Consider the following 12,803-nt stretch of genomic DNA (forward strand, 5'->3'; position numbering starts at 1 on the left):
GTGCTATCTGAGAGCGTGGCGTGAAGGCGCTGAGTTTCCTGTTTTATTGGCCGGTCGTCACGTTAATCTCTGCAAAGGACCATGGGGAAGGGGCGTTAGAGCATGGATTTGACTTTGTCACGCAACTGATCGATCGAAAACGGCTTGCCAATCACCTGCATGCCGTCAGGTACATCAATGTTTTCGGCATAGCCGCTGGCAAACAGGATAGGCAGGGTAGCGCGCAGTTCGCGGACCTTGGTTGCCAGTTGTTTGCCGTCCATGTCGGGCAGGCCAACGTCCGTCATCATCAGGTCGATGATCTGGTCGGTATTTTGCACCTGCGCCAGTGCTTCCCCAGCATCCGCGGCTTCGAGCACCTTGAACTCCAACTCTTCGAGGACATCGACGATCAGCATGCGCACGATGGCGTCGTCTTCGACTACAAGGATGGTGGAGGTGTGGGACATAGTGAACTTTCCTGAACAGTGAGAGCGCTGGGCTTAAAGGCAACTAGATTGGGAGTGATAACAATGCCAGCAAGTTCCGAAGCAATTGCTGGCATTGTGACCTTAGCGAGGCAAAAAGTCCCGTCAGCTTGCGTAATGACTCACAAAGGTACCGGCGCCATGCGCTTGACCGCATTCGCTGCCAATCAACGCACAAACATAGCGTTGAGCGATGTTATTCGGGCAAACTTGCGGTTTTCCCGCATTTGGCCAAGGCATGCCCATGACACCCGCGTCGTCCGTCGATGAAAAAAGCTTTCGTACCTTGCTGAGCCGTAACGTGGCCCTGCCCTTGGGCGTGGGCGTGCTCAGCGCGGTGTTTTTCGTCTGCCTGATTACCTATTTGCTCTCGGTGATCCAGTGGGTGGAGCACACCGACCGCGTCATTAACAACCTCAATGAGACGTCCAAACTGACGGTTGACCTGGAAACGGGTATGCGCGGGTTCCTGATCACCGGTGACGAGCACTTCCTTGATCCGTACGAAGTGGCCAAGCCGCGGATCATTGCCGACCTGCGCAATTTGCAGGATCTTGTGGCCGACAACCCGCAGCAGGTCGACCGACTCAAGCGCTTGGAAACCTTGCAAACCGAATGGAACAACTACGCACAGTCGATGATTGAGCTGCAGCGCAACAGCGGTGATTACCGGGGCGCGGTCAAGGCGGGCCGGGGCAAGCGGCTCACCGATGAAATTCGCAAGGAATATGAGGACGCGGTGGCGATGGAACAACAGTTCCGTATCACCCGTAACGCAGAGGTTACCCGCACGACGGTGATCAGTGTCACGTTGTACCTGGCGTTTGTACTGGGGCTGAGTGGTTTTCTGGCCTACATCGGCAGGAAGAATTTAATTTCACTTTCAAAGAGTTACAGCGCAAACCTCGCGTCACAACAGAAGATTGCACGGCGCCTGGAGCAAACCGCCTGGCTGCGCAATGGCCAGACCGAGCTGGCCGAGCAAGTGCTGGGCCAACTGACCCTGAACATGCTGGGACGCAATATCCTGCAGTTCTTCGCCCAGTACATGGGCTCGGCCGTCGCGGCGCTGTACGTGCGCGAAGAACACGGCGGCCTCAAGCGTGTGGCCACGTATGGCTTCTCCCGCGAGCAGGAACAACAGGAACAGTCGATCTACAGCGACGAAGGCATCGTCGGGCAGGCCGCCCAGCGCGATCGTCTGATTCGCCTGGACGATGTGCCGGTGGATTACTTCAAGGTCAGTTCCGGCCTCGGTGAAGGGGCCGCCCGCAGCGTATTGGTGGTGCCAACCAGCGATGATGACCGTGTCAATGGCGTGGTCGAGCTGGGTTTCCTGCGCCCGCTGGATGAGCGTGATATCGAACTGCTGGAACTGATCGCCGGCAATATCGGCACCTCCATCGAAGCCGCGCGCTATCGCCAGCGCTTGCAGGAAGTGCTGGCCGAGACCCAGCAGCTCAACGAAGAACTGCAAGTACAGCAGGAAGAGCTCAAGACCGCCAACGAAGAGCTGGAAGAACAGTCGCGCATCCTCAAGGAGTCCCAGGCCCACCTGGAAACCCAGCAGGCTGAGCTGGAGCAGACCAACGAGCAACTCGCCGAACAGACCCAGACCCTGGCCGAACAGCGCGACGCCATGGACCGCAAGAACATCGAGCTGAACCAGGCCCAACTGGAGCTGGAAGACCGCGCCGATGAGCTGCAGCGTTCCAGCAAGTACAAGTCCGAATTCCTGGCCAACATGTCTCACGAGCTGCGCACACCGCTGAACAGCTCGCTGATCCTGGCCAAACTGCTGGCAGATAACCCCCAGGAAAACCTCAGCGCCGAGCAGGTCAAGTTTGCCGAATCGATCTATTCAGCCGGCAATGACTTGCTCAACCTGATCAACGACATCCTGGATATTTCCAAAGTCGAAGCCGGCAAGCTGGAAGTGCGCCCGGAAAACGCTAGCGTCGAACGCCTGGTGGATGGCCTGCGCGGCATGTTCGAGCCGCTGGCAATGGACCGCAAACTGGGCTTCCAGGTGGACGTGCAGCAAGGCTCGCCAACCCTGCTGTTTACTGATCGCCAACGCCTGGAGCAGATCCTCAAGAACCTGTTGTCCAACGCCATCAAGTTCACCGAACAGGGCGAGGTCAGCCTGTCGGTGTCCCGCGCGCCGGGGGAAGGCATTGCCTTTACCGTGCGCGATTCCGGCATAGGTATCGCCCCGGATCAACAGGAAAGCATCTTCGAAGCCTTCCGTCAGGCCGACGGCACCACCAATCGCCGTTACGGCGGTACTGGCCTGGGCTTGTCGATTTCCCGTGACCTGGCCACCTTGCTGGGCGGCTATATCAGTGTGACCAGCGAACCGGGAAAAGGCAGTATTTTCACGCTTGTACTGCCTGAACAGTATGTCGAACGCGACGAGGACGCGGCGCCGATCGAGCCACCGCGCCAAGTGGTGGTCGCGCCGGCACCGGCGCCTGTCAAGGTGTCGCCATTGCCGGTGGCCGACGCCAAGGTGATCCCACGCTTTGCCGACGACCGAGAAAAAGCACCGTTCAGCACCCGCTGCATCCTGGTGGTGGAAGACGAGCCGAATTTTGCGCGAATCCTGTTCGACCTCGCTCACGAACTGGGTTACCACTGCCTGGTAGCCCACGGTGCCGACGAGGGCTATAGCCTTGCCGAGCAGTACATCCCCGACGCGATCCTGCTGGACATGCGCCTGCCAGACCATTCCGGGCTGACCGTGCTGCAACGCCTCAAGGAACACGCCAACACGCGCCATATCCCCGTGCATGTGATTTCCGTGGAAGACCGCGTCGAAGCCGCCATGCACATGGGCGCCATCGGTTATGCCGTCAAGCCCACTACCCGCGAAGAGCTCAAGGACGTGTTTGCGCGCCTGGAAGCCAAGTTGACCCAGAAGGTCAAGCGCATCCTGCTGGTCGAAGACGATGACCTGCAGCGCGACAGCATTGCCCGCCTGATCGGCGACGATGACATCGAGATCACCGCCGTAGGCTTTGCCCAGGAAGCCCTCGACCTGCTGCGCACCACCATCTACGACTGCATGATCATCGACCTCAAGCTGCCGGACATGCTCGGCAACGAGCTGCTCAAGCGCATGGCCACCGAGGACATCTGCTCGTTCCCGCCAGTAATCGTCTACACCGGGCGTAACCTGACCCGGGATGAAGAGGCCGAACTGCGCAAGTATTCACGCTCGATCATCATCAAGGGCGCGCGCTCGCCCGAGCGTCTGCTGGATGAAGTCACGCTGTTTCTGCACAAAGTCGAATCCCAGTTGTCCCATGACCGCCAGAAGATGCTCAAGACTGCCCGCAGCCGCGATAAGGTCTTCGAGGGGCGCAAGATCCTGCTGGTGGACGACGACGTACGCAATATCTTCGCCCTGACCAGCGCCCTGGAGCACAAAGGCGCGGTGGTGGTGATCGGGCGTAACGGCCAGGAAGCCATCGACAAGCTCAATGAAGTGGACGATATCGACCTGGTGCTGATGGACGTGATGATGCCGGAGATGGACGGTTACGAGGCCACCGCCTTGATCCGCCAGGACCCACGCTGGAAAAAACTGCCAATCATTGCCGTGACGGCCAAGGCCATGAAGGACGATCAGGAACGTTGCCTGGCAGCAGGCTCAAACGATTACCTGGCCAAGCCGATTGACCTGGACCGCCTGTTCTCACTGATTCGCGTATGGCTACCGAAGATGGAACGCATTTAAGTGGAGCAGTGTTTCTTGGATAAGAGCAGCGATATTGAGCTGCGCCTGTTGATCGAGGCGATTTACCTCAAGTACAGCTATGACTTTCGCGACTACTCGGGCGCGTCGGTCAAACGCCGTGTGGCCCATGCCTTGCGTCAGTTCGACTGCGCGACCATTTCCGCACTGCAAGAGCGCGTGTTGCACGACCCGGCCGCGTTCATGCAGTTGCTGCAGTTCTTGACCATTCCGGTGAGCGAGATGTTTCGCGACCCGTCGCACTTCCTCGCGATTCGCCAGGAAGTCGTGCCGCTGCTCAAGACCTACCCGTCGATCAAGATCTGGATCGCCGGCTGCAGCACGGGCGAGGAGGTGTACTCCATGGCCATCCTGCTGCGTGAAGAAGGCTTGCTGGAACGCACCATCATCTACGCCACGGACATCAACCCCGCGTCGCTGGATAAAGCCAAGCAGGGCATCTTTTCCCTGGAGAACGTGCGCGCCTACACCGCCAATTATCAGCAGGCCGGCGGGCAACGTTCATTTGCCGACTACTACACAGCGGCTTACGATTACGCGATCTTCGACAAGACATTGCGCGAGAACGTGACCTTTGCCGACCACAGCCTGGCAACCGACAGCGTATTCTCAGAAACTCAATTGATTTCATGTCGTAACGTATTGATTTATTTCAATAAAAAATTGCAAGATCGAGCGTTTGGCTTGTTTCATGAGTCGCTGTGTCATCGCGGCTTTTTGGTGCTGGGCAGCAAGGAAACCCTGGATTTTTCCGCCTACAGCAAGCAATTCGAGCCCTTGGTCAAGCAGGAACGGATTTACCGAAAATCATGAGCGACGCGCCAGACACCCCGATTTCGGGAATCGAAGCCATCGTCGTCGGCGCTTCCGCCGGCGGCGTTGAGGCGTTGCTGAGTATTTTCGGCCAGTTGCCGAGCACCTTCGCGCTGCCGATCATTGCCGTGCTGCACCTGCCGGACGAGCGCCGCAGCCAACTGGCAGAAGTTTTTGCCCGGCGCCTGAACATCCCGGTCAAGGAGGCGAGGGACAAAGAAGCGCTGGAGGCGGGCACCTTGTACTTTGCCGGGCCCGGTTATCACCTGTCGGTAGAGCAGGACCGCAGCCTGTCCCTGAGCCAGGAAGACCGGGTGCACCATTCCAGACCCGCCATCGACTACCTGTTTTCCTCTGCGGCCGATGTGTATGGGCCGCGCCTGCTCGCCATTTTGTTGACTGGCGCCAACCAGGACGGCGCAAGCGGGCTGGCCCACGTCAAGCAATCGGGTGGCATTACCATCGTGCAGGACCCACAAGAGGCACGCATTGCCGTCATGCCCCTGGCGGCTCTGGCCTTGCACACACCTGACCATATTCTTTCCTTGAGCCGAATCGGCTCATTGCTGGCTTCCCTGGAACCCTTCCCATGTTAAGTACTGTCCAGGCCAAACTGCTGATCGTCGACGATCTGCCGGAAAACCTGCTGGCCCTCGAGGCGCTGATCAAGCGTGAGGATCGCCAGGTCTTCAAGGCATTGAGTGCCGACGAGGCGTTGTCCCTGTTGCTGGAACATGAATTCGCCATGGCGATCCTCGACGTGCAGATGCCTGGCATGAACGGTTTCGAACTGGCCGAACTGATGCGCGGCACCGAAAAGACCAAGAACATCCCCATCGTGTTCGTCAGCGCCGCTGGCCGCGAACTCAACTACGCCTTCAAGGGCTATGAAAGCGGCGCGGTGGACTTCCTGCACAAGCCGCTGGATATCCATGCGGTCAAGAGCAAGGTCAATGTGTTCGTCGACCTGTATCGCCAAAGCAAGGCGATGAAGCTGCAAGTTGAAGAGCTGGAGCGCAGCCGCCGTGAGCAGGAGCTGTTGCTCACGCGCCTGCAGGCCACCCAGGCCGAGCTGGAACAGGCGGTGCGCATGCGTGACGACTTCATGTCGATTGTCGCCCACGAAGTGCGTACGCCCCTCAACGGGCTGATTCTGGAGACCCAACTGCGCAAGATGCACCTGGCCCGGGACAACGCCGCGGCGTTTACCCTGGACAAGATGCGCGCCATGGTTGACCGCGATGAGCGCCAGATCCAGAGCTTGATCCGCCTGATCGAGGACATGCTCGACGTGTCGCGTATCCGTACCGGCAAGCTGTCGATTCGCCCGGCACGCATCGATCTGGCGCAACTGGTACGCAACCTGGTGGATAACTTCGCGCCGCAAGTGGCAGCCGCCGAGTCGTCCATGCAATTGCAGGCCGAAAGCCCGGTGCAAGGCTGCTGGGATGAGTTCCGTATCGAGCAGGTGATCACCAACCTGCTGACCAACGCCCTGCGCTACGGAGCTAAGAGCCCGGTGCAGGTGCGGGTGTATACCGAGCATGGCGAAGCGCGGGTAGAGGTACGCGACCATGGCATTGGTATCAGCGAGGAGAACCAGAAGCGTATTTTCCAACAGTTCGAACGGGTTTCGGCCAACCATTCCGCAGCCGGCCTGGGCCTGGGCCTGTTTATTTCCGAGCAGATCGTGGCGGCCCATGGCGGCACGATTGAGGTCGAGAGTCAGATAGGTGAGGGCGCCCTGTTCCGGGTATGCCTGCCTTTGGAAGTGGCTGAGTGAAATCAATCGTCACCCCGACGCAACCTCTGCGTGACCCCATGGTCGTAACTGCAGCAATTGACCGGACAAAGGCTTCCCATGAGTGAAGATGCACAAGATGTCGTACTGATCGTCGAGGACGACGAATCCATTATGTTTGTGCTGGGCGAGTACCTGGCAGGCTTGGGCTACCGGGTCTTGAAGGCGATCGACGGGGAGCAGGCCTTCGAAATCCTTGCGACCAAACCGCACCTGGACTTGATGGTGACCGATTACCGCCTGCCGGGTGGGATCTCGGGCGTGCAAATTGCCGAGCCGGCAATCAAATTGCGTCCGGAGCTGAAGGTGATCTTTATCAGCGGGTACCCGCAGGAAATTCTGGACTGCCACAGCCCCATCACGCGCAATGCGCCGATCCTGGCAAAGCCGTTCGATCTGGATACGCTGCAGGAGCATATCCAGCGGTTATTGGCGTAATACCGCACAACTTGAGACTCTGCGCATCTCGACGCTCTTCTTTTTAGGTGGCGTGACCGCCTCAGGCCCTGATCATTTCTCGGACCTTGGCGGTCAATAAATCGAAGGTAAACGGCTTGGTGATCAACTGCATGCCCGGATCCAGGAATCCCCCTCGCACGGCGGCATGCTCGGCATAGCCGGTGATGAACAATACCTTGAGTTGAGGACGAATCTGCCGGCCGATTTCCGCCAGTTGCCGGCCGTTCATACCGGGTAGGCCGACATCGCTGATCATCAGGTCAATGCGCTGTTCGGATTCAATAATCGGCACCGCCGTATTCGCATCCCCAGCCTCGATAAACCCATACCCCAGTTCTTTGAGCACAGCGCTGACCAGCACCCGAACCGCGGGGTCATCCTCGACAATCAACACCGTTTCCCCAGCATTGGCAAACGGCAGCAGTGTCGGGTTGAGCGGCGCCTGTGCCTGGGGCTCACCGATGAAGCGCGGCAGAAACAGGCTGACCGTCGTGCCTTGGTTGACTTCGCTGTGGATGGTCACATGCCCACGAGACTGACGAGCGAAGCCGTAGATCATCGACAACCCAAGACCGGTGCCTTGGCCGATGGGTTTGGTGGTAAAAAACGGATCGAACACCCGGCCCATCAGATGTTGCGGTATGCCGCAACCGTTGTCGCTGACACTCAGCTCTACGTAGTCGCCCGGGGTCAAGGTGCCGTAGGCGGCGGTAAAGACACTGTCGAGGTGGCGATTGGTGGTCTCCACGGTTAGCGTGCCACCCGTGGGCATGGCGTCGCGCGCGTTGATCACCAGGTTGAGCAAGGCGCTTTCGAGCTGGTTCGGGTCGGCTTCGGCGGTCCACAGGGCATCGCTCAGACGCATGTCCAGGCTGATGCTTTCGTTGATGCTGCGTTGCAGCAACTCGCCCATGGCTGCCACCAGTTGATTGATCTGCACGGGCTTGGAGTCAAGCGACTGTCGGCGCGAAAACGCCAGCAACCGGTGTGTGAGGCTGGCCGCGCGATTGGCGGAGGTCACACCCAGGTCGATCAGGCTGTCCAGGTCATCCAGCTTGCCTCGGGATACCCGCCTGCGCAGCAGTTCCAGGCTGCCGATAATGCCCGTGAGCATATTGTTGAAGTCATGGGCAATGCCGCCGGTCAACTGGCCGACGGCTTCCATTTTCTGCGACTGGCGCAAGGCTTCTTCGTTGTGGCGCAGTTGAGCCGTGCGTTCTTCCACTTGCTGCTCAAGCGTTTCCAGGGTGCGCTGCAGCCGCAGTTCACTCTCGCTCAAGTCAATCAACCGGTCCCGTGCTTCGTATTGGCGACGCCGACCGCGCAGCGCGGCGCTCACCAGGCTGATCAGGGTAATGGGGTGGAAAGGCCGCTCCAGAAACGTCACGTTGCCCAGCAAGCCACTGAGCCGGGTGGAGCCGTTCTGCTCTTTGCCGCCATGATGGGTCATCAGTACGATCGGCAGGTCGGACCACGCCGGCTGCTGGTGCAATTGCTCGAGCAGTGGTTCAAGGTCTACGCCACGCAGCGCCTCGGCGGCAATGATGAGCAGGCCGGCGCCTTGCGCCAGTTCTTCGCACACTTGCCCCAGGTTGCTGGCGACGATCCCGCTGTAGCCGGCTTCGTTAAGCATCATCAGCGCCAATGAACCATCGCGGCCCATGGGCGCCAGCACGATGGCGCGCTCGGAGATGGGGGAGAGGGCCGGCACTAGCCCTCATCCTTGAGCAGAGGGGAGCCGGCGCCCATATAGGTTGGAATGCCGCGCAGCACACCCTGGAAGTTATCCAGGGGAACACCCACGGTCATGCCACGGCTGCCGATGCGATATTCGCGGATAGTCGACTCATGGGAGCCAGTCCTTTTCTTGATGATCGAAATGGCCCGGCGAACTTTGCCCAGAGCCTCGAAGTAACGCAGCAGGATCACGGTGTCAGCCAGGTAGGTGATGTCGACCGGGGTCTGCATGTCGCCCACCAGGCCGTGCTGGGCCACCGTCATGAAGGTCGCGGCACCGCGGCGGTTGAGGTACAGCAACAGCTCATGCATATGCAGGATCAACGCGTTTTCTTCAGGCATTGCGGCCTGGTAGCCGTTGATACTGTCGATGACCACCGTCTTGATGCCGCGTTCATCCACGCAGCGACGAACCCGGTGCGAAAATTCGCCGGGGGAGAGTTCAGCGGCGTCTACCTGTTCGATCAGCAGGTTGCCGGTGTCCCGTAGCGCGGCGAGATCAATGCCCATGTTTTTCATGCGCTCGAACAGCAGGCCCAGTTCTTCATCGAAGATAAACAGCGCAGCCTTTTCGCCTCGCGCCACGGCGGCGGCGGCGAAGATCATCGAGATCAGCGACTTGCCGGTGCCCGCCGGGCCGAGAATCAGGCTGCTGGAGCCGGTCTCGATACCACCGCCGAGCAAAGAGTCCAACTCCTCGATGCCACTGCTCAACGTTTGACGGTTATAACCACCGCGATGCTCGGCCGCTACCAGGCGCGGGAACACGTGAATGCCGTCGCCCATGATGGTGAAATCATGAAAGCCGCCACGGTATTTCTGGCCACGGTATTTCACTACGCGGATACGCCGACGCTCGGCACCGTAGGTGGGGGTCAGTTCTTCCAGGCGAATCACGCCGTGGGCCACGCTGTGCACGGTTTTATCCAGGGACTCGGTGGTCAGGTCGTCCAGCAGCAGTACGGTGGCGTCATAGCGTACGAAGTAGTGCTTGATCGCCAGGATCTGCCGGCGATAGCGCAAGGAGCTTTGCGCCAGAAGGCGGATCTCAGACAGGCTGTCGACCACCACGCGGGTCGGCTTGACCCGTTCTACCACTTCAAAGATCTGGCGGGTGGCTTCACCCAGCTCCAGGTCGGAGGAATACAGCAGACTTTGCTGGTGATCGGCGTTGAGCAGGCTTTCCGGAGGGGTCAGCTCGAAGATATGAATATGCTCATCCAAGTCCCAGCCGTGGGATTTGGCACCCTGGCGCAGTTCGTGCTCGGTTTCGGACAGGGTGATATATAAGCAACGTTCGCCGTTCTGCGCACCGGCCCGCAGAAAATGCAGGGCCACGGTGGTTTTACCGGTGCCGGGTTCGCCTTCGAGCAAAAACACGTGGCTTCGCGATAGCCCCCCGGCAAGAATGTCATCAAGACCTTCGACGCCGGTGGCCGCCTTTTCACTCAACAGCTGTTTGGATGTACTCAAGAAGTGCCCTCAGGTCACGTACAAGTAGAGGGGCACGCCGAATGGGACGCGCCATATTCACTTGACCGTAGTGGCCACTGGCGGTTCAACGTTTTGAATGATTTGGACGAAGAGAGGCTGCTTTTACAAGTTTTTGCAGTGCTGAACTGATCGCAGATCAGAGGCCCTGCTGTAGCGCCGGATCATCCGGGTTCTGTTGCTCCAGTTGAGCGAGCAGCACTTGGACGTTCTGCAACTGGCCGGTCTCTTTCCAGTAGTTGACCAGCAGCACGCGGGCTTTGCGGTTGGCGGGGTGACGCTGGACGATTTCTTCCAACTGGCGCTGGGCCGCCTCTACTTCGTCCTGGGCGTGCAGGGTCGTGGCCAGGTCGTAGCGATAATCCGGGTTGTCCGGCGCAAGCTCCACCGCCTTGGACAAGCCGAGCAGGGCGTAGGGCCGCTCGCCATGGTGCAGCAGCCACATGCCCAGAGCATGTTGCAGGTAGGCCGATTCGGGGTGCGCAGCCAATTGTCGGGCCAGCAGTTGACGCGACTCGTCAGTCTTTCCTTGTTTGTCCAGCAGTTCGATTTGCGATACCACCGCTTGCAGGTTGTCCGGCTGCAAGCGCATTGCCTGCTCCAGGGCGTTTTGCGCCTCCGGCAGCAGGGCGCTGTGGATGTACAGGCGCGCCAATTGAATCCAGCCTTCAGCCGTTTCGGGCTGGGCCTTCAGCGTTGTCACGAATTCGTCGAGTACCTGCTGCAGTGGGCCAAAGTACAAACCCAGGGTATCGGGCGACAGGCCGAGCAAGGCGTTGGCGGCGGCAAAGCGCACCGATTGTTCCGGATCGTCCAGCACCGGGCCGAGTAGCAAGGTACGTTGGCCAGTGGGCACCAGCCCGACGATGCTGTGAATCGCGGCTTCGCGCACCAGCGCCGACTCATTGGTCAGGTCTTTATCGGCCAGCTTCAGCGCCTGGGGGCTGGGGTAATTGGGCAGCTCGGCGTGCAAGGCGGCGCGGCGCTCGGGCGACAGGTCCGGCCGGCCCAGCTGTTGGTACAACACACGTGCGGCGCCTGGCTCGCCGTTATGCGCCTGCTTCAAGGCCTTGGAATAGCCATGGGCGATGGCCGGGGCGACGGCCACTGCCGGGGTACGGGAGAAAAACCAGGTGATCAGTACGATCAGCAACAGGGCGCACAGGCCGATGATGGAGTAACGGCGTGACTTTGACATGCAGGCGTCCGAAAGCTTGGGCAGCAAAGTTCCAAGCTTCGGTCAGTGCGAGGCGAGTGTCAAACCCGCGTCAGGTCAGCACGTAGTCCGCTGGCTCCAACGCTGGCGGCAGGTTGACTTCACCCAAGGCGGAGAGGATCTCGCGCTCCAATGTCCGCAGGATAGCGTCACACGGCAAGTCGTTTTCGTCGAAGCCGAAGGGGTCTTCCAATTCATCGCCAATCGCATCCAGGCCAAAGAAGGTGTAGCTGACAATCGCGGTGAACACTGGCGTCAACCAGCCAAGAGGCTCGGCCATGGCGAATGGCAGCAAGATGCAGAACAGGTAAATGGTGCGGTGCAACAGCAGGGTGTAGGGAAAGGGCAGTGGTGTGGTCTTGATGCGCTCGCATGCCGCCTGCACCTGGCTCAGGCTGACCAGCCGGGCTTCCAGTTGGGTGTAGCGCCATTCGCTGATCACGCCCTGTTGTGCCAGGACCGAAAAGCGCGCACCGACTGCTTGCAGCACGCTGTCCGGCAGGTTGGGGTGGCTCGCTGGCACGCTGATCCACGGGTGTATCGCCCGGGCTTGATCTTCATGGCGCAAATGCGCGACCAAGCCATGGGCAAAACCGCACAGGCCGCGCAGCAGGCCAGCACGCTCGGCGGTGTCCCCCAGCACCTGGGTCTCGCGAATCAGCGAGCGCACGTCAATGACCATTTGCCCCAGTTGCTTGCGGCCCTCCCACCAACGGTCGTAGCAGGCGTTGTTGCGAAAACTCATGAAGATCGACAGTGACAGGCCCAACAAGGTGAAGGGCGTAGCGTTGACCTTGGAAAAATAGGCGGGGTGCAGGGTTTCCACCAGCACGATGACCGAGGCCAACAGCGTGACCAGCAGGCTGCGCCAGGCAATGCGCTTGGCAATGGAGCCTTTGAGGGAGAACAGGATACCCAGGACGTTGGGTTTAGGGCGAACGATCATGGAGGGCTTCTGTGGCGGAGCAGGCTGTCAGATTAGAAGCTGCTATGCATCGCGTCCAATCACTTGGATCGACCGTCTGATCAGTCAACTCAATGACTAACGTGTGAACCGGC

10 protein-coding genes are annotated in these 12,803 nt (G+C 59.6%); 5 read left to right on the plus strand and 5 right to left on the minus strand.

Annotation, left to right across the window (positions count from 1 at the left end; translation table 11 throughout):
• Positions 1 to 95 precede the first annotated feature (95 nt).
• On the minus strand, positions 96 to 449 hold the full coding sequence (locus GIV26_RS14760; RefSeq protein ID WP_034127462.1) for a response regulator: 354 nt from the start codon (positions 447 to 449) through the stop codon (positions 96 to 98).
• Between the two features lie 262 nt (positions 450 to 711).
• Here GIV26_RS14760 and GIV26_RS14765 point away from each other — a divergent pair, with 262 nt between their 5' ends.
• The 5 genes from GIV26_RS14765 (at position 712) to GIV26_RS14785 (ending at position 7,279) form a co-directional block, all read left to right on the plus strand.
• A complete protein-coding gene (locus tag GIV26_RS14765) occupies positions 712 to 4,209 on the plus strand; it encodes a response regulator (protein ID WP_034127461.1) in 3,498 nt (1,165 codons plus the stop codon).
• Entirely contained in the window at positions 4,210 to 5,040 is an 831-nt protein-coding gene (locus GIV26_RS14770; RefSeq protein WP_019817062.1) for a CheR family methyltransferase, read from the plus strand.
• The gene (locus tag GIV26_RS14775; protein WP_054896518.1) at positions 5,037 to 5,636 is read left to right on the plus strand and encodes a chemotaxis protein CheB; all 600 of its coding nucleotides are present in this window, start codon (positions 5,037 to 5,039) and stop codon (positions 5,634 to 5,636) included. The genes GIV26_RS14770 and GIV26_RS14775 overlap by 4 nt, the downstream gene beginning before the upstream one ends.
• Complete coding sequence (locus tag GIV26_RS14780) at positions 5,630 to 6,823, plus strand: hybrid sensor histidine kinase/response regulator (protein WP_034127459.1); 1,194 nt, start codon at positions 5,630 to 5,632, stop codon at positions 6,821 to 6,823. The genes GIV26_RS14775 and GIV26_RS14780 overlap by 7 nt, the downstream gene beginning before the upstream one ends.
• 78 nt (positions 6,824 to 6,901) lie before the next feature.
• Positions 6,902 to 7,279 carry a response regulator gene (locus tag GIV26_RS14785; protein ID WP_032897270.1) on the plus strand — a complete coding sequence of 126 codons (378 nt, stop codon included), beginning with the start codon at positions 6,902 to 6,904 and terminating at the stop codon, positions 7,277 to 7,279.
• Positions 7,280 to 7,340: 61 nt separating this feature from the next.
• Here the strand turns inward: GIV26_RS14785 and GIV26_RS14790 are convergent, their stop codons facing one another.
• The 4 genes from GIV26_RS14790 to GIV26_RS14805 form a co-directional block, all read right to left on the minus strand.
• Positions 7,341 to 9,011: an ATP-binding protein gene (locus tag GIV26_RS14790; RefSeq protein WP_034127458.1), complete on the minus strand. Its 1,671-nt coding sequence runs from the start codon at positions 9,009 to 9,011 to the stop codon at positions 7,341 to 7,343.
• On the minus strand, positions 9,011 to 10,510 hold the full coding sequence (locus tag GIV26_RS14795) for an ATPase domain-containing protein (RefSeq protein ID WP_034127457.1): 1,500 nt from the start codon (positions 10,508 to 10,510) through the stop codon (positions 9,011 to 9,013). Before GIV26_RS14795 ends, GIV26_RS14790 begins: the two co-directional genes overlap by 1 nt.
• 157 nt (positions 10,511 to 10,667) lie before the next feature.
• Positions 10,668 to 11,726 carry a tetratricopeptide repeat protein gene (locus tag GIV26_RS14800; RefSeq protein ID WP_198715810.1) on the minus strand — a complete coding sequence of 353 codons (1,059 nt, stop codon included), beginning with the start codon at positions 11,724 to 11,726 and terminating at the stop codon, positions 10,668 to 10,670.
• A gap of 70 nt (positions 11,727 to 11,796) precedes the next feature.
• Complete coding sequence (locus GIV26_RS14805; RefSeq protein WP_054919016.1) at positions 11,797 to 12,690, minus strand: bestrophin family protein; 894 nt, start codon at positions 12,688 to 12,690, stop codon at positions 11,797 to 11,799.
• Positions 12,691 to 12,803 lie beyond the last annotated feature (113 nt).

It is taken from the genome of Pseudomonas sp. PA-1-3F (genome assembly GCF_021609665.1).
Lineage (GTDB): Bacteria > Pseudomonadota > Gammaproteobacteria > Pseudomonadales > Pseudomonadaceae > Aquipseudomonas > Aquipseudomonas paracarnis.

Excerpts from the sequence above, each read along its gene's own strand:
- GIV26_RS14760 (WP_034127462.1), bottom strand. The coding sequence starts at position 449 with ATGTCCCACACCTCCACCATCCTTGTAGTCGAAGACGACGCCATCGTG.
- GIV26_RS14765 (WP_034127461.1), top strand. The coding sequence starts at position 712 with ATGACACCCGCGTCGTCCGTCGATGAAAAAAGCTTTCGTACCTTGCTG.
- GIV26_RS14775 (WP_054896518.1), top strand. The coding sequence starts at position 5,037 with ATGAGCGACGCGCCAGACACCCCGATTTCGGGAATCGAAGCCATCGTC.
- GIV26_RS14780 (WP_034127459.1), top strand. The coding sequence starts at position 5,630 with ATGTTAAGTACTGTCCAGGCCAAACTGCTGATCGTCGACGATCTGCCG.
- GIV26_RS14785 (WP_032897270.1), top strand. The coding sequence starts at position 6,902 with ATGAGTGAAGATGCACAAGATGTCGTACTGATCGTCGAGGACGACGAA.
- GIV26_RS14800 (WP_198715810.1), bottom strand. The coding sequence starts at position 11,726 with ATGTCAAAGTCACGCCGTTACTCCATCATCGGCCTGTGCGCCCTGTTG.
- GIV26_RS14805 (WP_054919016.1), bottom strand. The coding sequence starts at position 12,690 with ATGATCGTTCGCCCTAAACCCAACGTCCTGGGTATCCTGTTCTCCCTC.